The organism is Lysobacter firmicutimachus (assembly GCF_037027445.1).
Classification (GTDB): Bacteria; Pseudomonadota; Gammaproteobacteria; order Xanthomonadales; family Xanthomonadaceae; genus Lysobacter; species Lysobacter firmicutimachus.
Genome location: NZ_JBANDL010000002.1, coordinates 1,310,942 through 1,333,073, shown reverse-complemented (window position 1 = coordinate 1,333,073; position 22,132 = coordinate 1,310,942). Strand labels below are relative to the sequence as shown.

The window sequence follows — 22,132 nt, the reverse complement described above, 5'->3', positions numbered from 1 at the left end:
TACCCGAATCCCGGCTTTATCAGCCCTTCTTGATCACGGTCTCGGCGATGTTGTTCGGCGCCTCGGCGTAGTGATCGAATTCCATCGTGAACGTCGCGCGACCCTGGGTCAGCGAGCGGATGGTGGTCGCGTAGCCGAACATTTCGCCCAGCGGCACCATCGCGTTGATGGTCTTGCCCGACGGCGTGTCGTCCTGGCCCTGGAGCAGGCCGCGACGACGGCTCAGGTCGCCCATCACGTCGCCGACGTACTCTTCCGGCGTCACGACTTCGACCTTCATCATCGGCTCCAGCAGGACCGGATCGGCCTTGCGGAAGCCTTCCTTGAAGGCCATCGACGAGGCGAGCTTGAACGCCATTTCCGACGAGTCGACGTCGTGGTACGAGCCGAACACGAGCTTGACCTTGACGCCCACGACCGGGAAGCCGGCCAGCGGACCGCTGGTGATGGTTTCGCGCAGGCCCTTCTCGACCGCCGGGATGAATTCCTTCGGAATCACGCCGCCGGTGATGTCGTTGATGAACAGGAAATCGTTCTCGACGTCCGGATTGGCCTTGTCGGCTTCGTTCATCGGCGACAGCTCGATCACGACGTGACCGTACTGGCCCTTACCGCCCGACTGCTTGGCGTGCTTGTAGTCCGACTTGACGTCCGACTTGCGGATGGTCTCGCGGTACGCCACCTGCGGCTTGCCGACGTTGGCTTCGACGTTGAACTCGCGACGCATGCGGTCGACGATGATGTCCAGGTGCAGCTCGCCCATGCCGGCGATGATGGTCTGGCCCGATTCTTCGTCGGTGCGCACGCGGAACGAGGGATCTTCCTGCGCCAGGCGGCCCAGGGCGAGGCCCATCTTTTCCTGGTCCGACTTGGTCTTCGGCTCGACCGCCATCGAGATGACGGGCTCCGGGAACACCATGCGCTCGAGGGTGATGATGTGATCCTGCGCGCACAGCGTGTCGCCGGTGGTCACGTCCTTCAGGCCCACGGCCGCGGCGATGTCGCCGGCGCGGACTTCCTTGATTTCGTCGCGCTGGTTGGCGTGCATCTGCAGGATGCGGCCGACGCGTTCCTTCTTCGACTTGACCGGGTTGTACACCTGGTCGCCCGAGTTCAGCACGCCCGAGTAGACGCGGAAGAAGGTCAGCGAGCCGACGAACGGGTCGGTCATGATCTTGAACGCCAGCGCCGAGAACGGCTCGGTGTCGGACGCCTTGCGGGTGTCCTCCTTCTCGTCTTCGTCGATGCCCTGGACCGGCGGACGGTCGGCCGGCGACGGCAGCAGGTTGATCACGCCGTCGAGCATGGCCTGCACGCCCTTGTTCTTGAACGCCGAGCCGCAGAACACCGGCACGATCTCGACCCGCAGGGTGCGCTCGCGCAGACCGGCGATGATTTCGGCCTCGGTCAGCTCTTCGCCGCCCAGGTACTTCTCCATCAGGTCTTCCGAGGCTTCGGCCGCGGCTTCGATCATGAAGTTGCGGGCTTCCTCGGCCTTGCTCTGCAGGTCGGCCGGGATGTCGCGGTACTCGAACTTGGTGCCCTGCGAAGCGACGTCCCAATGGATCGCCTTCATCTTCAGCAGGTCGACCACGCCTTCGAAGCCGTCTTCGGCGCCGATCGGCACCTGCATCGGCACGGCGTAGGCGCCGAGGCGGGCCTTCAGCTGCTCGACGACCTTATCGAAGTTGGCGCCGGTGCGGTCCATCTTGTTGACGAACGCCATGCGCGGCACCGAGTACTTGTTGGCCTGGCGCCAAACGGTCTCGGACTGCGGCTGCACGCCGCCGACGGCGCACAGCACGAACACCGCGCCGTCGAGCACGCGCAGCGAGCGCTCCACTTCGATGGTGAAGTCGACGTGGCCGGGGGTATCGATGATGTTGAAGCGGTGTTCCGGCAGGGACTTGTCCATGCCCTTCCAGAACGCCGTGGTCGCCGCCGACGTGATGGTGATGCCGCGTTCCTGTTCCTGCTCCATCCAGTCCATCGTCGCGGCACCTTCGTGCACTTCGCCGATCTTGTGGCTGACGCCGGTGTAGAACAGGATGCGTTCCGACGTGGTGGTCTTGCCGGCATCGATGTGGGCCATGATGCCGAAGTTGCGGTAACGCTCGATGGGAGTGGTGCGAGCCACGGGACCCTCTCGTAAGTTTTCGAATTCCAGATGGCCGGACGCCGCCTTATCGGCGGCCTCCGGTTCGCTAGGCGGCCTCGAAGCCGCCGCGGCAACATCTCATGCGGATGTTGCGAAGGCCCTGTCGTCAGGGCGCCGCGATCACCAGCGGTAGTGGGCGAACGCGCGGTTCGCTTCCGCCATGCGGTGCGTTTCTTCGCGCTTCTTGATCGCCGCGCCGCGGTTCTCGGAGGCGTCGAGCAGTTCGGCGGCGAGCTTGCGCGGCATCGAGCTTTCGCCGCGCTTGCGGGCGGACTCGATCAGCCAGCGCATGGCCAGCGCCATGCGGCGCGAGGAGCGCACTTCGACCGGCACCTGGTAGGTGGCGCCGCCGACGCGGCGCGACTTCACTTCGACCGACGGCGAAACGTTGGTCAGCGCCTTCTCGACCAGCTCGAGGGCATTCGGATTCTTCTCGCCGATGACGTCCATCGCGCCGTAGACGATCTTCTCGGCGACGGACTTCTTGCCGCTCTGCATGACCATATTGATGAAGCGCGCGATCGTCTCGCTGCCGTGCTTGGGATCGGGCAGAACCGAACGCTGCGGGGTGGAACCTTTACGCGACATGGTGCGTACCTATTCTCGTGATTCTTGACAAACGTGCTTGCGGGCGGCGGCGCATCGCGCGCGCCTGGGCAGCGACGCGCTTAGGACTTCGGACGCTTGGCGCCGTACTTGGAGCGGCCCTGGCGACGCTTGGCGACGCCGGCGGCGTCGAGCGAGCCGCGCACGGTGTGGTAACGCACGCCCGGCAGGTCCTTGACGCGGCCGCCGCGGATCAGCACCACCGAGTGCTCCTGCAGGTTGTGGCCTTCGCCGCCGATGTACGAAATGACTTCGTAACCGTTGGTCAGGCGCACCTTGGCGACCTTGCGCAGCGCCGAGTTCGGCTTCTTCGGGGTGGTGGTGTAGACGCGGGTGCAAACGCCGCGACGCTGCGGGCAGTTCGCGAGCGCCGGCGAGGTGCTCTTGTAGGTGGTCGCCTGCCGCGGCTTGCGGACGAGCTGATTGATGGTTGCCATCTGGAACTCTTGATTGAGGGGCCGGGCGGCCGCTTCGTGAGAAACGAACGGCAAGCCGAATGCACCCGACCCGCCGAGACGAAAAAGTATAGCCCGCGCTTAACGTTTCCGTCAACGCAGGCAGCGCGAACAGGCAAAACCAGCGCTGCGGCAGCGCCAGTTCCGATCCTTATTCGATTGATCCCGCCCTACCCTGGGCCGAACACTAGGCGCTCCCTGCGCCTAATTTCGTGATCTGGGATTAGGCCCATGAGGTCCAATCCGATCTGCGAGTCTAGCACGTCCGGCAAGACTTGCCAGCCCCGCGCCCTCCCCCCAAGCCCTGTTCAGCACCTCACGGCCAGGCCGTCGGGCAAAAAACAAGGCGGGCATCGCTGCCCGCCTTGTCCTGAGCTTGGTGTTGGAACCGGCGCCGGCCCGGCCTGGTGGCCGGACCGGAGCGCGACGACCCGGCTTACTCGGCGTCGTCGCCGGCGACCGTCTCGGCCGCGGCCGGAGCCTCGGCCGCGACGCTCACCGGACCGGCCAGCGCTTCCATCTCCGAGTCGGTCAGACCCGAGGCGTTCTTGCGGCGCTGGTTGTGGTACGCCAGGCCGGTACCGGCCGGGATCAGGCGACCGACGATCACGTTCTCCTTCAGGCCGCGCAGGCCGTCGCGGGTACCGCGCACCGCCGCCTCGGTGAGGACGCGGGTGGTCTCCTGGAACGAGGCCGCCGAGATGAACGACTCGGTCGCCAGCGAGGCCTTGGTGATGCCGAGCAGGACCGGGTCGACCTTGGCGACGATCTCGTTGCGGGCGGCCAGGCGCACGTTCTCTTCGATCAGGCGCTGACGCTCGACCTGCTCGCCGTTGAGGAACTTGCTGTCGCCCTGATCGACGATCTCGACCTTGCGCAGCATCTGGCGAACGATCACCTCGATGTGCTTGTCGTTGATCTTCACGCCCTGCAAGCGGTAGACGTCCTGGATTTCCTTGGTCAGGTACACGGCCAGCGGCTCGACGCCGAGCAGGCGCAGGATGTCCTGCGGGCTCGGTTCGCCGTCCACCACGGTCTCGCCCTTCTCCACGTGCTCGCCTTCGAACACGATGATCTGGCGGTACTTGGGAATCAGCTCCTCGTGCTCGCTGCCGTCGGCCTGCTTGATGATCAGGCGCTGCTTGCCCTTGGTGTCCTTGCCGAAGCTGACGATGCCCGAAACCTCGGCCAGGATCGCCGGGTCCTTCGGCTTGCGCGCTTCGAACAGGTCGGCCACGCGCGGCAGACCGCCGGTGATGTCGCGGGTCTTGGACGCTTCCTGCGGGATCTTGGCGACCACGTCGCCGACGCCGACCGGCGCGCCGTCCTGCAGGTTGACGACCGAGCGCGGCGGCAGCAGGTACTGCGCCGGCAGGTCGGTACCCGGGATGGTCAGGTCCTTGCCGTTCTTGTCGACGATGCGGACGATCGGGCGCAGATCCTTGCCCTGCGAACCGCGACGCTTGGGATCGGTGATCTCGCGCGAAGCCAGGCCGGTCAGGTCGTCGGTCTTCTCGATGACGGTGACGCCGTCGACGAAGTCGATGAAGCGGACGAAGCCGGCCACTTCCGACACGATCGGGTGGTTATGCGGGTCCCAGTTGGCGACGGTCTGGCCGGCCTTGATCTCGGCGCCGTCCTTGACGCTGACGGTGGCGCCGTACGGCAGCTTGTAGCGCTCGCGCTCGCGGCCGTGCGGGTCGAGCACCGACAGTTCGCCCGAACGCGAGACCGCGACCAGGTGGCCGTTGGCGTGTTCGACGTGCTTGAGGTTGTTGAACTTGATCGAACCGGTGGTCTTGACCGTGACGTTGTCGATCGCCGCCGCTCGCGAAGCCGCGCCGCCGATGTGGAACGTACGCATGGTCAGCTGCGTGCCGGGCTCGCCGATCGACTGCGCGGCGACGACGCCGACCGCTTCGCCGTGGTTGACCAGGTGGCCGCGGCCGAGGTCGCGGCCGTAGCAGTGCGAGCACACGCCGAACGAGCTTTCGCAGGTGATGGTCGAACGGACCTTGATCGACTGGACGCTGGCGTCTTCCAGCTTCTGCACCCAGGCTTCGTCGAGCAGGGTGTTGCGGGTGACGATCGGGTCCTCGTCGTTGCCGGGCAGGAACACGTCCTCGGCCACGACGCGGCCGAGCACGCGGTCGCGCAGCGGTTCGACCACGTCGCCGCCTTCGACGATCGGGGTCATGGTCAGACCCTCGAGCGTGCCGCAGTCGGTTTCGGTGATGACCACGTCCTGGGCCACGTCGACCAGTCGACGGGTCAGGTAACCCGAGTTCGCGGTCTTCAGCGCGGTATCCGCCAGGCCCTTACGGGCGCCGTGGGTCGAGATGAAGTACTGCAGAACGTTCAGGCCTTCGCGGAAGTTCGCGGTGATCGGCGTTTCGATGATCGAGCCGTCCGGTCGCGCCATCAGGCCGCGCATACCGGCCAGCTGACGGATCTGAGCCTGCGAACCGCGCGCGCCCGAGTCGGCCATGATGTAGATCGAGTTCATCGACTTCTGCGGGACCGACTCGCCCTTGGCGTTGGTCACGGTGTCGGTGCCGATCGCGTCCATCATCGCCTTGGCCACGCGCTCGTTGGTGCGCGACCAGATGTCGACGACCTTGTTGTAGCGCTCGCCCGCGGTGACCAGGCCGGACTGGTACTGCTGCTGGATTTCCAGCACTTCCGACTCGGCCTCGGCCAGGATGCCCTTCTTCTCGCCCGGGATGATCATGTCGTCGATGCCGATCGACACGCCGGCGCGGGTCGCGTACCCGAAGCCGGTGTACATCAGGCGGTCGGCGAACACGACCGTGTCCTTCAGGCCGAGCATGCGGTAGCAGGAGTTGATCAGGCGGCTGATGTTCTTCTTGGTCAGCTCGGTGTTGGCCAGCGCGAACGGCAGGCCTTCCGGCAGGATCTCGCGCAGCAGGGCGCGGCCGACGGTGGTGTCGACGACCGAGGTCTTCTGCTCGCGGGTGCCGTCCTCGTTGATCACGGTCTCGCTGATGCGGACCTTGACCTTGGCGTGCAGCTGCACGACGCGGTTGTCATAGGCGCGCTTGACTTCGGCCACGTTGGCGAACGCCATGCCCTCGCCCGCCTTGTTCTCCAGGGCGCGGGTCATGTAGTACAGGCCGAGCACGACGTCCTGCGACGGCACGATGATCGGCTCGCCGTTGGCCGGCGACAGGATGTTGTTCGACGCCATCATCAACGCGCGCGCTTCCAGCTGGGCCTCCAGGCTCAGCGGCACGTGCACGGCCATCTGGTCGCCGTCGAAGTCGGCGTTGAACGCGGTGCAGACCAGCGGGTGCAGCTGGATCGCCTTGCCTTCGATCAGCACCGGCTCGAACGCCTGGATGCCGAGGCGGTGCAGGGTCGGGGCGCGGTTCAGCAGCACCGGATGCTCGCGGATCACCTCTTCGAGGATGTCCCAGACTTCCGGCTCTTCGCGCTCGACCAGCTTCTTGGCCGCTTTGATGGTGGTGGCCAGGCCGCGGCGCTGCAGCTTGGCGAAGATGAAGGGCTTGAACAGCTCAAGCGCCATCTTCTTGGGCAGGCCGCACTCGTGCAGGCGCAGGGTCGGGCCGACCACGATGACCGAACGGCCCGAGTAGTCCACGCGCTTGCCGAGCAGGTTCTGGCGGAACCGGCCCTGCTTGCCCTTGATCATGTCGGCGAGCGACTTGAGCGGGCGCTTGTTGGTGCCGGTGATGGCGCGGCCGCGGCGGCCGTTGTCCATCAGCGCGTCGACCGATTCCTGCAGCATGCGCTTCTCGTTGCGCACGATGATGTCGGGCGCGTTGAGTTCGAGCAGGCGGCGCAGGCGGTTGTTGCGGTTGATGACGCGGCGGTACAGATCGTTCAGGTCGGAGGTCGCGAAGCGGCCGCCGTCCAGCGGCACCAGCGGACGCAGGTCCGGCGGCAGCACCGGCAGCACGGTCATGACCATCCACTCCGGACGGTTGCCGGACTCGAGGAAGGCTTCGACCAGCTTGATCCGCTTGGTCAGGCGCTTGAGCTTGGTTTCGCTGTTGGTCGAGGCGATCTCTTCCTTCAGCTGCAGCATTTCCGACTGCAGGTCGATGGTGCGCAGCAGGTCGTAGACCGCCTCGGCGCCCATCGCGGCCTCGAAGTCGTCGCCGTGCTCCTGGCGCGCCTGCAGGTACTGTTCTTCGGTCAGCAGGTTGCCGCGCTCCATCGGGGTCAGGCCCGGCTCGGTCACGACGTAGGCTTCGAAGTACAGGATGCGCTCGATGTCGCGCAGGGTCATGTCCAGCATCAGGCCGATGCGCGACGGCAGCGACTTGAGGAACCAGATGTGCGCGACCGGCGAGGCCAGGTCGATGTGGCCCATGCGCTCGCGGCGCACCTTGGCCAGGGTCACTTCGGTGCCGCACTTCTCGCAGACCACGCCGCGGTGCTTCATGCGCTTGTACTTGCCGCACAGGCACTCGTAATCCTTGATCGGACCGAAGATGGCGGCGCAGAACAGGCCGTCGCGCTCGGGCTTGAAGGTGCGGTAGTTGATGGTTTCCGGCTTCTTCACTTCGCCGAACGACCACGAACGGATCAGGTCCGGCGAGGCCAGCGCGATCTTGATCGCATCGAAGTCCAGCGCGGGACGCTGCTGGTTGAAGAGATTGAGCAAGTCTTTCATGTGTGACTCCGGGATTCGGGATTAGAGAATCGAGATTCGTTGAAGCGGGGACTCGAGGGATCGGGACCGCAGGCGTTCGCCTTGCCAATCCCGAATCCCGAATCCCCAATCACCGCGCTCAGTTCTCTTCCAGCTCCATGTTGATGGCCAGCGAGCGGATTTCCTTCACCAGCACGTTGAAGGACTCCGGCATGCCGGCGACCATCTCGTACTCGCCGTCGACGATGTTCTTGTACATCTGGTTGCGGCCCTGCACGTCGTCGGACTTCACCGTCAGCATTTCCTGCAGGGTGTAGGCCGCGCCGTAGGCTTCCAGCGCCCAGACTTCCATTTCGCCAAAACGCTGGCCGCCGAACTGCGCCTTGCCGCCCAGCGGCTGCTGGGTGACGAGCGAGTACGGACCGGTCGAACGGGCGTGCATCTTGTCGTCGACCAGGTGGTTCAGCTTCAGCATGTGCATGTAGCCGATGGTCACCGGGCGCTCGAACGCTTCGCCGGTACGGCCGTCGTGCAGGATGGTCTGGCCGCCGGTCGGCAGGTCGGCGAGCTCGAGCATCTTCTTGATCTCGACCTCGGCCGCGCCGTCGAACACCGGGGTCGCCATCGGCACGCCGTCGGTCAGGTTGCGCGCCAGCGTCAGCAGCTCGTCGTCGCTGAACTGCTTCAGGTCGACGCGCTGGCCGTGCAGCTTGTTGTCGTGGTTGTAGATCTCGTCGAGGAACTTGCGCAGCTCGGCGATCTTCTGCTGCGCCTCCAGCATGCGCTGGATCTTCTGGCCCAGGCCCTTGGCGGCCCAGCCCAGATGCACCTCGAGGATCTGACCGATGTTCATACGCGACGGCACGCCCAGCGGGTTCAGCACGATATCGACGGTCTGGCCGTCGGCGGCGTACGGCATGTCCTCGACCGGCACGATGGTCGACACGACGCCCTTGTTGCCGTGGCGGCCGGCCATCTTGTCGCCCGGCTGGATGCGGCGCTTAACGGCCAGGAACACCTTGACCATCTTCAGCACGCCCGGAGCGAGATCGTCGCCCTGGGTGATCTTGCCGCGCTTGTCGGCGAAGCGGCGCTCGAATTCCTTCTGGTGGACTTCGATCTGCTTCTGCGCGCGCTCGATCGCCTCGATCGCTTCCTCGTCCTTCATGCGCAGGGTGAACCAGTCGGACTTCTTCAGGCCGTCCAGCACCAGCGAGGTGACGGTGTCGCCCTTCTTCAGGCCGGCGCCGCCGTTGGCGATCTTGCCGATCAGCTGCGAGCGCAGGCGGTCGTAGATCGCCGCTTCGAGGATGCGGAACTGGTCGTCGAAGTCCTTCTTGACCCGGCGGATTTCCGACTCTTCGATCTGGCGGGCGCGCTTGTCCTTCTCGATGCCGTCGCGGGTGAAGACCTGCACGTCGATGACGGTGCCGTCCATGCCCGGCGGCACGCGCAGCGAGCTGTCCTTAACGTCGGACGCCTTCTCGCCGAAGATCGCGCGCAGCAGCTTCTCTTCCGGAGTCAGCTGCGACTCGCCCTTCGGCGTGACCTTGCCGACCAGGATGTCGCCGGCGCGCACTTCGGCGCCGATGTAGACCACGCCCGACTCGTCGAGGCGGTTCAGCGCCTGCTCGGAGACGTTCGGGATGTCGGCGGAGATTTCTTCCGGCCCCAGCTTGGTGTCGCGCGCGACGCAGGTCAGCTCTTCGATGTGGATCGTGGTGTAGCGATCCTCTTCGACCACGCGCTCGGAGAGCAGGATCGAGTCTTCGAAGTTGTAGCCGTTCCACGGCATGAACGCGACCAGCATGTTCTGGCCCAGCGCCAGCTCGCCGATGTCGGTCGAGGGACCGTCGGCCAGCACGTCGCCGCGCGCCACCACGTCGCCCACCTTCACCAGCGGACGCTGGTTGATGCAGGTGTTCTGGTTGGAGCGGGTGTACTTGATCAGGTTGTAGATGTCGACGCCCGCGTCGGTGACGCCGGAGATCTCCTCATCGACGACCTTGACCACGATGCGGCCGGCGTCGACCTGCTCGATCACGCCGCCGCGCTTGGCGTTCACGGTCACGCCCGAGTCGCGCGCCACGGCGCGCTCGATGCCGGTGCCGACCAGCGGCTTCTGCGCGCGCAGGGTCGGAACGGCCTGACGCTGCATGTTCGCGCCCATCAGCGCGCGGTTGGCGTCGTCGTGCTCCAGGAACGGGACCAGCGCGGCCGCGACCGACACGGTCTGCATCGGCGAGACGTCCATGAAGTGGATCTCGCTCGGCGGCTTGAGCAGGGTTTCGCCCTGGAAGCGGCAGGCGACGAACTGGGCGGTGATCATGCCCTTCTCGTCCTGCGGCGCGTTGGCCTGGGCGATGACGTACTCGTTCTCTTCGATCGCCGACAGGAACTCGACGTCGTCGGTCACTTTGCCGTCCACGACCTTGCGGTACGGCGTCTCGAGGAAGCCGTACTGGTTGGTGCGGGCGAACACCGCCAGCGAGTTGATCAGGCCGATGTTCGGGCCTTCCGGCGTTTCGATGGTGCAGACGCGGCCGTAGTGGGTCGGATGCACGTCGCGCACTTCGAAGCCGGCGCGCTCGCGGGTCAAGCCGCCCGGGCCCAGCGCCGAAACGCGGCGCTTGTGGGTGACTTCCGACAGCGGGTTGTTCTGGTCCATGAACTGCGACAGCTGCGAGGAGCCGAAGAACTCCTTGATCGCGGCGGCCACCGGCTTGGCGTTGATCAGCTCCTGCGGGGTCAGGCCTTCGGACTCGGCCATCGACAGGCGCTCCTTGACCGCGCGCTCGACGCGGACCAGGCCGACGCGGAAGGTGTTCTCGGCCATTTCGCCGACCGAACGAACGCGACGGTTGCCCAGGTGGTCGATGTCGTCGACCACGCCGCGGCCGTTGCGGATCTCGGTCAGGACGCGGATCACGTCGAGGATGTCCGAGGTGTTGCCCAGCTCGCCGCGCAGGCGCACGGATTCGTCGTCCTTGCGGTCGGCGAAGTACTTGGCGTCGTACAGCACCGACGCGCCGGTGGTTTCCTTGCGGCCGATGCGGCGGTTGAACTTCATCCGGCCCACGCCCGACAGGTCGTAGCGCTCGAAGGTGAAGAACAGGTTGTGGAACAGGTTCTGCGCGGCGTCCTTGGTCGGCGGCTCGCCCGGACGCATCATCCGGTAGATTTCGACCAGCGCTTCCAGCTGCGTCTTCGACGGGTCGATGCGCAGGGTGTTGGAGATGTACGGACCGCGGTCGAGGTCGTTGACCCAGATGGTGCCGACCGACTCGATGCCGGCGCGGCGGAACGCGACCAGGTGGTCGTCGTGGATTTCGTCGTTCGCCGAAGCCAGCAGCTCGCCCGACTTGGTGTCGACCACGTCGTGGGAGAGGATGCGGCCGACCAGGTAGCTGTCCGGCACGGCCAGGGCTTCGATGCCCGACTGCTCGAGCTGCTTGACGTGGCGGGCGGTGACGCGCTTGCCGGCCTCGACGATGACCCGGTCGCCGTCGGCGAGGTCGAAGTCGAGGGTTTCGCCGCGCAGGCGCTCGGAGACCAGTTCCCACTGCACGCCCTCGGGCATGATGTGGAAGGTGTTGATCTCGAAGAACTCGTTCAGCATCTCCTCGTTGTTGTAACCGAGCGCGCGCAGCAGCACGGTCACCGGCAACTTGCGGCGACGGTCGATACGGGTGAACAGGGCGTCCTTCGGGTCGAACTCGAAGTCCAGCCAGGAGCCGCGGTAGGGAATGATGCGGGCGCTGTACAGCAGCTTGCCCGAGCTGTGGGTCTTGCCGCGGTCGTGGTCGAAGAACACGCCCGGCGAACGGTGCAGCTGCGAGACGATGACGCGCTCGGTGCCGTTGACGATGAAGGTGCCGTTGTCGGTCATGAGCGGAATCTCGCCCATGTAGACTTCCTGCTCCTTGACGTACTTGATGGCCTTGGTCGACGACTCGCGGTCGTAGATCACCAGGCGCACGGTCACGCGCAGCGGGGCGCCGTAGGACAGACCGCGGTTGCGGCATTCGCGCTCGTCGAACACCGGGTCGCCGAGCTTGTAGCCGACGTATTCGAGCGCGGCGTTGCCGCTGTAGCTGGAGATCGGGAACACCGACTTGAGGGCCGCGTGCAGGCCGCGATCGGCGCGCTTGGCCGGGTCGGCGTGTTCCTGCAGGAATTCGCGGTAGGAGTCGACCTGGATCGCGAGCAGGAAGGGAACTTCGAGGATGGACTTGCGCTTGCCGAAGTCCTTGCGGATTCGCTTCTTTTCGGTGAACGAATAGTTCGTGGAAGCTGTGGTCATGGTGAGCTACCGCCTCGATTAGCTAATGGGCCGGGAAAACCGCCGTCGGCGGATTTCCGGGCGAACCGCGCGTCCGCGGCTCGTGGGGACTAATGACGTAAAAATTGCCAGTGGGAAGTCGCTGGTATTGCCGGCACCAGCACGCCCTCTCCCGCTACTTCCGACTGACAACTCGGTGAAGCCGGGATTGGGGATTCGGGATTCGGGACTCGCTCAAGCCCAGGCTTTTGCGAATCCCGAATCCCGAATCTCCAATCCCGTGGAACGGCCAAAGGCCGGGGACTTCCGTCCCCAGCCTTCGGTGGTCGCCAAAGAAAAACGGCGACGCAAGTAACGCTTACTTGACTTCGACAGTCGCGCCAGCGGCTTCGAGGTCCTTCTTCATCTTGGCAGCGTCGTCCTTCGAGACGGCTTCCTTGACGGTCTGCGGAGCGCCTTCGACCAGGTCCTTGGCTTCCTTCAGGCCCAGGCCGGTGATGGCGCGGACGGCCTTGATGACCTCGACCTTCTTGTCGCCGGCGGCCTTCAGGATGACGTTGAACTCGGTCTGCTCTTCGACCGGAGCGGCGTCGGCGGCCGGACCGCCGGAGACGACGACCGGAGCAGCGGCGGTGACGCCGAACTTCTCTTCGATCGCCTTGACCAGTTCCATGACTTCCATCAGGGTCTTTTCGGCGATGGCGTCGACGATCTGTTCGTTGGAAAGGGACATGTGTATTACCTCAGGAAATTGTGATCTTTCGAATCGGGTTCAGTGAAGCGGTCGCGAATGCGGGCCGGCGATCAGGCCGGTTCCGCCTCGGCCGGCGCTTCGGCAGCGACTTCGCCGCCGCCCTGCTTGTCGGCCACGGCCTTGACGGCGCGGGCGAACATGCTGGCGGGTTCGGACAGGACGCGGGCCAGCATGGCCAGGGCCTGGTCGAGGGTCGGCAGCGAGGCGAGGACTTCGACGTGGCTGGCCGGATAGACCTGACCGCCCATGGCGACGACCTTCGGCTGCAGCTTGTCGTTACCCTTGGCGAATTCCTTGATCAGACGCCCGGCGGCGCCGGGTTCTTCGGTCGAGAACGCATACAGCAGCGGACCGACGAGCTTGTCCTGGACGCACTCGTATTCGGTACCGGCCACAGCGCGCGCGGCCAGGGTGTTCTTGACGACACGCAAGTACACACCGGTTTCGCGAGCCTTCTTGCGCATCGCGGTCATCTGACCGACCGTGATGCCCGCGTACTCGGCAGCAACCAAGGAGTGGGCCTTCGCGGCGACTTCTGCCAGCTCGGCGACTACTTCTTGCTTCTGAGACAGATTAAGAGCCATTGCACTCCTCCTAAAGCCGGGATTCGGAATTGGGGATTCGGGATTCGCGAAACCGGCTTTCGCTCGGCTTTGCCAATCCTTGATCCCGAATGGCCAATCTCGGCTCCTTCTATTCCGCTCACGGCTCCTGCCGCTTGCGGTCCTGGGCGGCGACCGTCCTTGGCGCCGGGGATGCCCTTCGGCATCCCGGTGGTGGCCTTTCCTGAAAAAGATTCAGGGGCGGCACCATCTACGCCGGCCCGGCTCCGAAGAGTCCGAATTAAGCGGTTTCGCTAGTACCGACGGCGACTCCTTGCCGTGTCGAGCTTCCCTGCCCGTCGTCGGTACGCGCTGAACCGCGCCTGCGGTCTTTGACGGCGATCGCTTCGGGTTGCCCCTGGGCGATGGCCCTCAAAAGTTTCGGCGGACGGCACTGGATCGCCGTTCGCCTTTTGTTTCGCTTGGGTTCCGCGGCGAGGCGGAACCCGGTATTCGTCGATTGCCACCGGAGTTCGGCGGCTCCGGCCCCGCCTTCGCGGGGATAAGGTCTCGGCCAGCGCGCTCGCGCTATGCGCGAGCGCGCCGGGACGTCACTTCAGGGTCAGCGAAGCCTGGTCGACGATCACGCCCGGGCCCATGGTCGAGCTGATCGAGATCTTCTGCAGGTACTGGCCCTTGGCGGCGGACGGCTTGGCCTTGATCAGGTCGAGCAGCAGCGCCTGCAGGTTGTCCTTCAGCGAACCGTCTTCGAACGAGACCTTGCCGATGGTGCAGTGGATGATGCCGGCCTTGTCGGTGCGGTAACGCACCTGGCCGCCCTTGGCGTTCTTGACCGCTTCGGCCGGGTTCGGCGAAACGGTGCCGACCTTCGGGTTCGGCATCAGGCCGCGCGGGCCCAGCACCTGGCCGAGCTTACCGACGACGCGCATGGCGTCCGGGGTCGCGATGACGACGTCGTAGTTCAGGTCGCCGGCCTGCATCTTCTCGGCCAGGTCGTCCATGCCCACGGCTTCCGCGCCGGCGGCCAGGGCTTCGTCGGCCTTGGCGCCCGCCGGGGCGAACACCGCCACGCGCACGCTCTTGCCGGTGCCGGCCGGCAGCACGGTCGAACCGCGCACCTGCTGGTCGGACTTCTTCGCGTCCACGCCCAGACGGACGGAGACGTCGACGGACTCGACGAACTTGGCCTTGGTGGCGGTCTTGACGATCTTGACCGCTTCTTCGAACGGATAGGCCTTGCCCGGAACCACGGCGGCCTTGATTGCTTTTTCGCGCTTGGTCATCGCCATGTCTTAACCCTCCACCACCAGGCCCATGCTGCGGGCCGAACCCGCAATCGTCTTCACCGCCGCATCCAGGTCGGCCGCCGTCAGGTCGGCTTCCTTCTGCTTGGCGATGGCTTCGAGCTGGGCGCGGGTCACCTTGCCCACCTTGTCGGTGTTCGGGCGCTTGGAGCCCGAGGTGATGCCGGCCGCCTTCTTGAGCAGCACCGAAGCCGGGGTGCTCTTGGTGACGAAGGTGAAGGTACGGTCCGAGTAGGCCGTGATGATGACCGGGGTCGGCAGACCCGGCTCGAGCTTGGAGGTCGCGGCGTTGAACGCCTTGCAGAACTCCATGATGTTCAGGCCGCGCTGACCCAGCGCAGGACCGACCGGCGGCGAGGGATTGGCCTGACCGGCCTTGACCTGCAGCTTGATGTAGCCGACTACTTTCTTTGCCATTGATGTGCTCTCCGGGTGCTAGCGCCTTGACCGCAGGCTCCCCATCGGGCCGGAAATCGCGCGTTCCGGCATCGCGTTTGAATCCTGCGGCCCACGGAAACCGGGCTTCGGGCTGGCGCCGCCCCGGGGCCCGAAAAGGACCAAGGAGACAGCTGAACAGGCAAAGCCCGCCACAACCAGGGTAGCGAGCCGCACACTATATCAGGTTTTTTGGGCTTTGCAGCCCGGGGCCGGCCCGAAGGCCGGCGGGGCTCAGGTCGCCTTCTCGACCTGGCCGAATTCCAGCTCGACCGGGGTCGAGCGGCCGAAGATCAGCACTGCGACGCGCAGGCGGCTCTTCTCGTAATTGATTTCCTCGACCACGCCGTTGAAGTCGACGAACGGGCCGTCGATGACCCGGACCATTTCGCCGGCTTCGAACAGCACCTTCGGACGCGGCTTCTCGACGCCTTCCTGAACGCGCTGCAGGATACGGTCGGCCTCGCTGTCCTGGATCGGCAGCGGGCGATCGGCGGTGCCGCCGATGAAACCCATGACCTTCGGGGTTTCCTTGATCAGGTGCCAGCTCTCGCTGTCGATGCGCGGAATGCCCGCTTCGTCGTGCGTGGCGATCTGGACCAGGACATAGCCCGGGAAGAACTTGCGCTCGGAGCGGCGCTTCTGGCCGGAACGCATTTCCACGACCTCTTCGGTCGGGACCAGGACGTCGCCGAAGCGGTCCTGCATTTCGAAACGAACGATGCGATCGCGCAGCGCCTGCGCCACCGACTTCTCGAACCCGGAGTACGCGTGAACCACGTACCAGCGCTTGTTTTCGTGAGAATTCACGTCGGTCGTCTCCTCAACGCGACAGCAGGAACTTGACCGCGGCCTGGATCACGTAATCGAAACCGGACAGGATCAGGCTAAGGATGGCGACGGCGATCATGACCACCCAGGTGGTCTTCAACGCTTCTTCGCGGGTCGGCCAGACGACCTTGCGCAGCTCGAAGCGGGATTCGGACAGGAACTCGCGGGTCTGCGCGCCCTTGGCGGTCAGCATGAACACCGCGGCGCCCGCAAGCAGACCGGCGACAACCGCGCCGGCGCGCAACGGACCGCTCCAGTTCTCGAACCACAGGTAGGCGAACACGCCGCCGGCCGCGAGCAGCAGAGCCACTGCGTACTTGGCGATATCGCCGGCACCGCCGCCGGATTTGGTTTGTTCGGCCTTGCTGTTCATTCTCGGGGCGATTCCCTCGCGAAAGCCCGCCCATCCCTGCGCGGCCCTTTCAATAGCTATCCAGTCGCCGGATCGTCCGATACGGCTCGGTAACGAGTGGCACGCCAGGAGGGACTCGAACCCCCAACCTGCGGTTTTGGAGACCGCTGCTCTGCCAATTGAGCTACTGGCGTACGTCTTGAAATCTTAGGCCCGATTCGGCCCACCGCAAGGGGCGGCCGGCGGCCGGTTGTCGGGTGTTGCAAACAACGAAGGCGGACCGGGTTGCCGGCCCGCCGTTCGCGGCCTGCGGCGACCCGGAGGCCGCCGCGGTACAGCAATTACTTGATGATCTTCGCCACCACGCCGGCGCCGACGGTGCGGCCGCCTTCGCGGATCGCGAAGCGCAGGCCTTCGTCCATCGCGACCGGGTTGATCAGGGCGACGGTCATCTTCACGTTGTCGCCCGGCATCACCATTTCCACGCCTTCCGGCAGGGTCACGGCGCCCGTGATGTCGGTGGTGCGGAAGTAGAACTGCGGACGGTAGCCCTTGAAGAACGGGGTGTGACGGCCGCCTTCGTCCTTCGACAGCACGTACACCTCGGCTTCGAACTCGGTGTGCGGGGTGATCGAACCCGGCTTGGCCAGCACCTGGCCGCGCTCGACGTCGTCGCGCTTGGTGCCGCGCAGCAGCAGACCGGCGTTGTCGCCCGCCTGACCCTGGTCCAGCAGCTTGCGGAACATTTCGACGCCGGTGACCGTGGTCTTCTGGGTCGGACGGATGCCGACGATTTCGATTTCGTCGCCCACCTTGATGATGCCGCGCTCGATACGGCCGGTCACCACGGTGCCGCGGCCCGAGATCGAGAACACGTCTTCCACCGGCATCAGGAACGGCTTGTCGATCGCGCGCTCCGGCTCCGGAATGAAGGTGTCCAGCGCGTCGACCAGCTTCAGGATCGCCGGCACGCCGATTTCGCTCTGGTCGCCTTCCAGCGCCAGACGGGCCGAACCGTGGATGATCGGGGTGTCGTCGCCCGGGAACTCGTACTTGGTCAGCAGCTCGCGCACTTCCATCTCGACCAGCTCGAGCAGCTCGGCGTCGTCCACCATGTCGGCCTTGTTCAGGAACACGACGATGTACGGCACGCCGACCTGACGCGACAGCAGGATGTGTTCGCGGGTCTGCGGCATCGGGCCGTCAGCGGCCGAGCACACCAGGATCGCGCCGTCCATCTGCGCCGCACCGGTGATCATGTTCTTCACGTAGTCGGCGTGGCCCGGGCAGTCGACGTGCGCGTAGTGGCGCGTCGCCGATTCGTATTCCACGTGCGCGGTCGAGATCGTGATGCCGCGAGCCTTTTCTTCCGGCGCCGCGTCGATCGCGTCGTACGCCTTGAACTCGCCACCGAAACGCTCGGCGCCGACCTTGGTCAGAGCGGCCGTCAGCGTGGTCTTGCCGTGGTCGACGTGACCGATCGTGCCGACGTTCACGTGCGGCTTGGTGCGCTCGAATTTACCCTTGGCCATGGCTGTCGCTTCTCGTATGTGGGTCTAGATGTCGCGGTGGCTGCTGGTAAAGCAGCCGGTACTGCAATGAATGGTGCTCACGACTGGAATCGAACCAGCGACCTCCTCCTTACCAAGGAGGTGCTCTACCGACTGAGCTACGTGAGCGTGAAACTCGGTGACTGCTACGGCGCGTTGCGGCGGCGATTCAATGGAGCGGGAGACGGGAATCGAACCCGCACCATCAGCTTGGAAGGCTGAGGTTCTACCATTGAACTACTCCCGCGCCGCGTACTGCCGTTACAGCGTTGGAACTTGCTTTGTTGCCCGCCCCGAACCGCTGGAGCGTCGCGCCGAATCCTACTGCCGACCGTCGCGTTGAAACTGGTGGAGGGAGGTGGATTCGAACCACCGAAGGCGTGAGCCAGCAGATTTACAGTCTGCCCCCGTTGGCCGCTTGGGTATCCCTCCGAAGAGCCCGTAATTCTGGCGTGCGATTTTCGACTTGTCAACGCGTTTTCACGCAAACTTTTCGAAACCGCCGCCGCCTCCGGCCGCCCTGCCCGGCGCCCGAAACCGGGGCGCCGCGCGAGGCCGCACAGTCTACTCAAACATTGAACCGGAAGTGCAACACATCGCCTTCCTGGACGCGATATTCCTTGCCCTCCAGGCGCAGGCGACCGGCGTCGCGGGCGCCGGCCTCGCCCTTGTACTTGATGAAATCGTCGTAGGCGATGGTTTCGGCGCGGATGAAGCCCTTCTCGAAGTCGGTGTGGATCACCGCCGCGGCCTGCGGCGCGGTCGAGCCGGCCTTGACCGTCCAGGCGCGCACTTCCTTCACCCCGGCGGTGAAATAGGTCTGCAGGCCCAACAGGGCGTAGCCGGCACGGATCAGGCGGTTCAGGCCCGGCTCGTCCAGGCCCAGGTCGGTCAGAAAGGCGTCGCGGTCGGCGTCGTCGAGCTGGCTCAGCTCCTCCTCGATCGCCGCCGAGATCGGCACCACCTGGGCGCCCTCGGCTTGCGCGCGGGCGCGCACGGCGTCGAGGTGCGGATTGTTCTCGAACCCGTCCTCGAGCACGTTGGCCACGTACATGACCGGCTTGAGGGTCAGCAGGAACAGGTCGCGCAGGGCGGCCTTGTCGTCGTCCGACAGGTCCAGCGCGCGCGCCGGCTTGCCGGCGTCGAGCCCGGCACGGACCCGGCCGAGGATCTCCTTGCGCGCCACGGCCTCCTTGTCGCCGGTCTTGGCCGAGCGCTCGGCGCGCTGCAGCGCCTTCTCGACGCTCTCCAGGTCGGCCAGGGCCAACTCGGTGTCGATGGTCTCGATGTCGGCGATCGGGTCGACCTTGTTGTTGACGTGGATCACGTCCGGGTGCTCGAAGCACCGCACCACGTGGGTGATCGCATCGACCTCGCGGATGTGTGCCAGGAACTTGTTGCCCAGGCCCTGGCCGCTGGCTGCGCCGGCGACCAGCCCGGCGATGTCGACGAACTCGACCGCGGTCGGGATCAGCTTCTGCGGCTTGACGATCTCCGCCAGCGCATTGAGGCGCGGGTCAGGTACCGGCACCGCACCGACGTTCGGCTCGATGGTGCAGAACGGGAAGTTGGCCGCGGCGATGCCCGCCTTGGTCAGCGCGTTGAAAAGGGTCGACTTGCCGACGTTGGGCAGGCCGACGATGCCGCATTTGATGCCCATGTTTTGGTCCGTGATTCGAGATTCGGGATTCGGGATTCGCAAAAGCCCAGCGTTGGCTCTTGCCAATCCCGAATCCCCAATCCCTAATGCCGCTGCGTGTGCAGACGCGTCATCGCGTCCAGGAAATTGCCCTGCACGGCCAGTGGCATGACGTCGATGGCCTCGTCGATGGCGCGCAGGATGACGGCCTCGTCGTCCTTGCCGGGACGGCCGAGCACCCAGGGGGTGACCCTGTCCTTGTGGCCGGGATGGCCGATACCCAGGCGCAGGCGGTGGAACTCGCCGTGCCCCAGGTGCTGGACGGTGTCGCGCAGGCCGTTCTGGCCGCCGTGGCCGCCGTCGAACTTGAGCCGCGCGGTGCCCGGCGCCAGATCGAGTTCGTCGTGCGCCAACAGCGCCTCGTCCGGCTCGATCTTCCAGTAGCGCAACGCCGCGGCCACCGACTTGCCGGAGAGGTTCATGAAGGTGGCCGGCTTGAGCAGCCACACCGGCCGGCCGGCGATCTCGATCTTCGAGGTCTCGCCGAACAGCTTGGACTCCAGGCCGAAGCGGCCGCCGAACTTCTCGTTCAGGGCGTCCACAAACCAAAACCCGGCGTTGTGCCGGGTCCGGGTGTATTCGGCGCCGGGGTTGCCCAGGCCGACGATCAGGCGCAGTCCCGCCATGGATCAAGACAATCCGCGAACGCGAGCCGGCGCGCCCGAAAGAGCGCGCCGGCGAGCGATCACTTCTTGTCTTCGTCCTTCTTCGAGACCTTGGCGGCCGGCACTTCGGCGGCCGGGGCCTCGGCGTCGGAGACGACCTCTTCCTTGCCGTGCTTGGCGATCACGACGGCGACGTCGTGTTCCTTGCCCAGCTTCAGCTCGGGGATTTCCACGCCCTTCGGCAGCTTCAGCTCCGACAGATGGACGATGTCGCCGACCTTGAGCGCCGACAGATCGACTTCGATGAACTCCGGCAGGTCCTTCGGCAGGCAGCTGACTTCGACTTCGTTGAGCTCGTGGGTGACCACGACATCGGCGGACTTGCCGGCCGGCGACTTGTCTTCGTTGAGGAAGTGCAGCGGCACGGCCACGCGCAGCGCCTGGTTGGCGTCGACGCGCTGGAAGTCCAGGTGCATGATGATCTGCTTGAACGGGTGGCGCTGCATGTCGCGCAGCAGAACCTGCTCGACCTTGCCGTCGACGTCCAGGCTCAGGATCGAGGAGTAGAACCACTCGTGCTGGCTGGCCAGCCAGATCTTCTCGTGGTCGAGCTGGACCGGCTGCGGAGCGGCGGTGCCGCCGTAGACGATGGCCGGGATGCTGGCGGCACGACGCAGGCGGCGGCTCGCACCCTTCCCCTCGACGTTGCGGCCAGTGGCCTTGATGATGTGTTCGGACATTTGCTTGTACTCGGTTTTACAGCGTTGAGACCGCCTCGCGGCGGCTTTGGAGACTCACCCGCGACCAGGTGAGCCTTTGGAGCGGGGAATGGGAATTCGGGATTTGGGATTCGCAAGGCGGTGGCGCCGCCCCTGCTTCAACGAATCCCTAATCCCGAATCCCCAATCCCGAAATCAGTCGACGTACAACGAGCTGACCGACTCGCCGAAGGCGATGCGGCGGATCGTTTCGGCCAGCAGCTCGGCGACGCTGAGCTGGCGGATGCGGCCGGTGGCCCGCGCCGCGGCGGTCAGCGGGATGGTGTCGGTCACCACCAGCTCGTCCAGCTGCGACTTGGTCACGTTGTCGATGGCCGCGCCCGACAGCACCGGGTGGGTGCAGTAGGCCACGACCTTCTGCGCGCCCTGCGCCTTGAGCGCCGCCGCGGCGGCGCACAGGGTGCCGGCGGTGTCGACGATGTCGTCGACCAGCACGCAGGTCTTGCCCGACACGTCACCGATGATGTTCATCACCGTGGCGACGTTGGCGCGCGGACGGCGCTTGTCGATGATCGCCAGGTCCGCGTCGTCCAGGCGCTTGGCGATCGCTCGCGCGCGCACCACGCCGCCGACGTCCGGGGACACGACGATCAGGTTGTCGGTGCCGTGCGCGCGCCAGATATCGGCGAGCAGCAGCGGCGAGGCGTAGACGTTGTCGACCGGGATGTCGAAGAAGCCCTGGATCTGATCCGCATGCAGATCGACCGTGAGCACCCGGTCGGCGCCGACCGCGCCGAACATCTTGGCCGCGACCTTGGCCGTGATCGGCACGCGCGAGGAACGCGGGCGGCGGTCCTGGCGGGCGTAGCCGAAGTACGGCACCACCGCGGTCACGCTGGCCACCGAGGCGCGCTTGAGCGCGTCGATCAGGACCAGCAGTTCCATGAAATTCTCGGCCGTCGGCGCGTTCGTCGGCTGAATGACGAACACTTCCTGACGACGCACGTTCTCTTCGATCTCGACCTGCACTTCCCCATCGGAGAAGCGGCCCACCAGGGCCTTGCCGAGCCGGATGCCGAGCTCCTTGCACACCGCTTCGGCAAGCGGACGGTTGGCGTTGCCGCTGAACACCAACAGGTTGCGATCGTTTTGCACTGTCTTTGACCGGGATTCGGGATTT

The 22,132-nt window shown here is 65.5% G+C and carries 16 protein-coding genes and 4 tRNA genes; all 20 read right to left on the bottom strand.

Translation table 11 applies throughout. The annotated features are described in order from the left end of the window. Positions 1-19: 19 nt before the first annotated feature. The 20 genes from fusA to V2J18_RS05575 all read right to left on the bottom strand — a co-directional run bounded on the left by fusA (position 20) and on the right by V2J18_RS05575 (position 22,107). Complete coding sequence (fusA, locus tag V2J18_RS05670; protein ID WP_064746581.1) at positions 20-2,137, bottom strand: elongation factor G; 2,118 nt, start codon at positions 2,135-2,137, stop codon at positions 20-22. A 141-nt stretch (positions 2,138-2,278) separates the two neighbouring features. Further along, positions 2,279-2,746, bottom strand: a complete 468-nt coding sequence (gene rpsG, locus V2J18_RS05665; protein WP_064746582.1) for a 30S ribosomal protein S7 — start codon at positions 2,744-2,746, stop codon at positions 2,279-2,281. Positions 2,747-2,826: 80 nt separating this feature from the next. Then, positions 2,827-3,201 (bottom strand): 30S ribosomal protein S12, encoded by a 375-nt coding sequence (rpsL, locus tag V2J18_RS05660; RefSeq protein WP_064746583.1) that lies wholly within the window; start codon positions 3,199-3,201, stop codon positions 2,827-2,829. A 454-nt stretch (positions 3,202-3,655) separates the two neighbouring features. Beyond that, entirely contained in the window at positions 3,656-7,879 is a 4,224-nt protein-coding gene (rpoC, locus tag V2J18_RS05655; RefSeq protein WP_064746584.1) for a DNA-directed RNA polymerase subunit beta', read from the bottom strand. Positions 7,880-7,997: 118 nt separating this feature from the next. Then, on the bottom strand, positions 7,998-12,161 hold the full coding sequence (gene rpoB / locus V2J18_RS05650) for a DNA-directed RNA polymerase subunit beta (RefSeq protein ID WP_064746585.1): 4,164 nt from the start codon (positions 12,159-12,161) through the stop codon (positions 7,998-8,000). 337 nt (positions 12,162-12,498) lie between these two features. Continuing rightward, positions 12,499-12,873 (bottom strand): 50S ribosomal protein L7/L12, encoded by a 375-nt coding sequence (gene rplL, locus V2J18_RS05645; protein WP_064746586.1) that lies wholly within the window; start codon positions 12,871-12,873, stop codon positions 12,499-12,501. A 71-nt stretch (positions 12,874-12,944) separates the two neighbouring features. Beyond that, positions 12,945-13,478 carry a 50S ribosomal protein L10 gene (rplJ, locus tag V2J18_RS05640; RefSeq protein ID WP_064746587.1) on the bottom strand — a complete coding sequence of 178 codons (534 nt, stop codon included), beginning with the start codon at positions 13,476-13,478 and terminating at the stop codon, positions 12,945-12,947. A gap of 569 nt (positions 13,479-14,047) precedes the next feature. Beyond that, positions 14,048-14,746, bottom strand: coding sequence for a 50S ribosomal protein L1 (gene rplA / locus V2J18_RS05635; protein ID WP_064746588.1), 699 nt, complete (start codon positions 14,744-14,746; stop codon positions 14,048-14,050). A 3-nt stretch (positions 14,747-14,749) separates the two neighbouring features. Next, entirely contained in the window at positions 14,750-15,178 is a 429-nt protein-coding gene (rplK, locus tag V2J18_RS05630; RefSeq protein ID WP_057948565.1) for a 50S ribosomal protein L11, read from the bottom strand. 252 nt (positions 15,179-15,430) lie between these two features. Next, complete coding sequence (gene nusG, locus V2J18_RS05625) at positions 15,431-16,006, bottom strand: transcription termination/antitermination protein NusG (protein ID WP_064746589.1); 576 nt, start codon at positions 16,004-16,006, stop codon at positions 15,431-15,433. A 13-nt stretch (positions 16,007-16,019) separates the two neighbouring features. Then, positions 16,020-16,400: a preprotein translocase subunit SecE gene (gene secE, locus V2J18_RS05620; protein WP_064746590.1), complete on the bottom strand. Its 381-nt coding sequence runs from the start codon at positions 16,398-16,400 to the stop codon at positions 16,020-16,022. 97 nt (positions 16,401-16,497) lie between these two features. Further along, positions 16,498-16,573 (bottom strand) — tRNA-Trp (locus tag V2J18_RS05615). A gap of 147 nt (positions 16,574-16,720) precedes the next feature. Continuing rightward, complete coding sequence (gene tuf / locus V2J18_RS05610; protein WP_064747322.1) at positions 16,721-17,911, bottom strand: elongation factor Tu; 1,191 nt, start codon at positions 17,909-17,911, stop codon at positions 16,721-16,723. A gap of 71 nt (positions 17,912-17,982) precedes the next feature. After that, positions 17,983-18,058 (bottom strand) — tRNA-Thr (locus tag V2J18_RS05605). A gap of 44 nt (positions 18,059-18,102) precedes the next feature. Next, positions 18,103-18,176 (bottom strand) — tRNA-Gly (locus V2J18_RS05600). 99 nt (positions 18,177-18,275) lie between these two features. Continuing rightward, positions 18,276-18,361: transfer RNA gene (locus tag V2J18_RS05595), tRNA-Tyr, on the bottom strand. 136 nt (positions 18,362-18,497) lie between these two features. Next, entirely contained in the window at positions 18,498-19,589 is a 1,092-nt protein-coding gene (gene ychF, locus V2J18_RS05590; RefSeq protein WP_064747323.1) for a redox-regulated ATPase YchF, read from the bottom strand. 83 nt (positions 19,590-19,672) lie between these two features. Next, the gene (pth, locus tag V2J18_RS05585) at positions 19,673-20,254 is read right to left on the bottom strand and encodes an aminoacyl-tRNA hydrolase (RefSeq protein WP_336131284.1); all 582 of its coding nucleotides are present in this window, start codon (positions 20,252-20,254) and stop codon (positions 19,673-19,675) included. Positions 20,255-20,313: 59 nt separating this feature from the next. After that, a complete protein-coding gene (locus V2J18_RS05580; RefSeq protein ID WP_064747325.1) occupies positions 20,314-20,973 on the bottom strand; it encodes a 50S ribosomal protein L25/general stress protein Ctc in 660 nt (219 codons plus the stop codon). A gap of 174 nt (positions 20,974-21,147) precedes the next feature. Then, the gene (locus V2J18_RS05575; protein ID WP_064747326.1) at positions 21,148-22,107 is read right to left on the bottom strand and encodes a ribose-phosphate diphosphokinase; all 960 of its coding nucleotides are present in this window, start codon (positions 22,105-22,107) and stop codon (positions 21,148-21,150) included. Between the last annotated feature and the right edge of the window lie 25 nt (positions 22,108-22,132).

Excerpts from the sequence above, each read along its gene's own strand:
- rpsG (WP_064746582.1), bottom strand. The coding sequence starts at position 2,746 with ATGTCGCGTAAAGGTTCCACCCCGCAGCGTTCGGTTCTGCCCGATCCC.
- rpsL (WP_064746583.1), bottom strand. The coding sequence starts at position 3,201 with ATGGCAACCATCAATCAGCTCGTCCGCAAGCCGCGGCAGGCGACCACC.
- rpoC (WP_064746584.1), bottom strand. The coding sequence starts at position 7,879 with ATGAAAGACTTGCTCAATCTCTTCAACCAGCAGCGTCCCGCGCTGGAC.
- rpoB (WP_064746585.1), bottom strand. The coding sequence starts at position 12,161 with ATGACCACAGCTTCCACGAACTATTCGTTCACCGAAAAGAAGCGAATC.
- rplL (WP_064746586.1), bottom strand. The coding sequence starts at position 12,873 with ATGTCCCTTTCCAACGAACAGATCGTCGACGCCATCGCCGAAAAGACC.
- rplJ (WP_064746587.1), bottom strand. The coding sequence starts at position 13,478 with ATGGCTCTTAATCTGTCTCAGAAGCAAGAAGTAGTCGCCGAGCTGGCA.
- rplA (WP_064746588.1), bottom strand. The coding sequence starts at position 14,746 with ATGGCGATGACCAAGCGCGAAAAAGCAATCAAGGCCGCCGTGGTTCCG.
- rplK (WP_057948565.1), bottom strand. The coding sequence starts at position 15,178 with ATGGCAAAGAAAGTAGTCGGCTACATCAAGCTGCAGGTCAAGGCCGGT.
- secE (WP_064746590.1), bottom strand. The coding sequence starts at position 16,400 with ATGAACAGCAAGGCCGAACAAACCAAATCCGGCGGCGGTGCCGGCGAT.
- tuf (WP_064747322.1), bottom strand. The coding sequence starts at position 17,911 with ATGGCCAAGGGTAAATTCGAGCGCACCAAGCCGCACGTGAACGTCGGC.
- ychF (WP_064747323.1), bottom strand. The coding sequence starts at position 19,589 with ATGGGCATCAAATGCGGCATCGTCGGCCTGCCCAACGTCGGCAAGTCG.
- pth (WP_336131284.1), bottom strand. The coding sequence starts at position 20,254 with ATGGCGGGACTGCGCCTGATCGTCGGCCTGGGCAACCCCGGCGCCGAA.
- V2J18_RS05580 (WP_064747325.1), bottom strand. The coding sequence starts at position 20,973 with ATGTCCGAACACATCATCAAGGCCACTGGCCGCAACGTCGAGGGGAAG.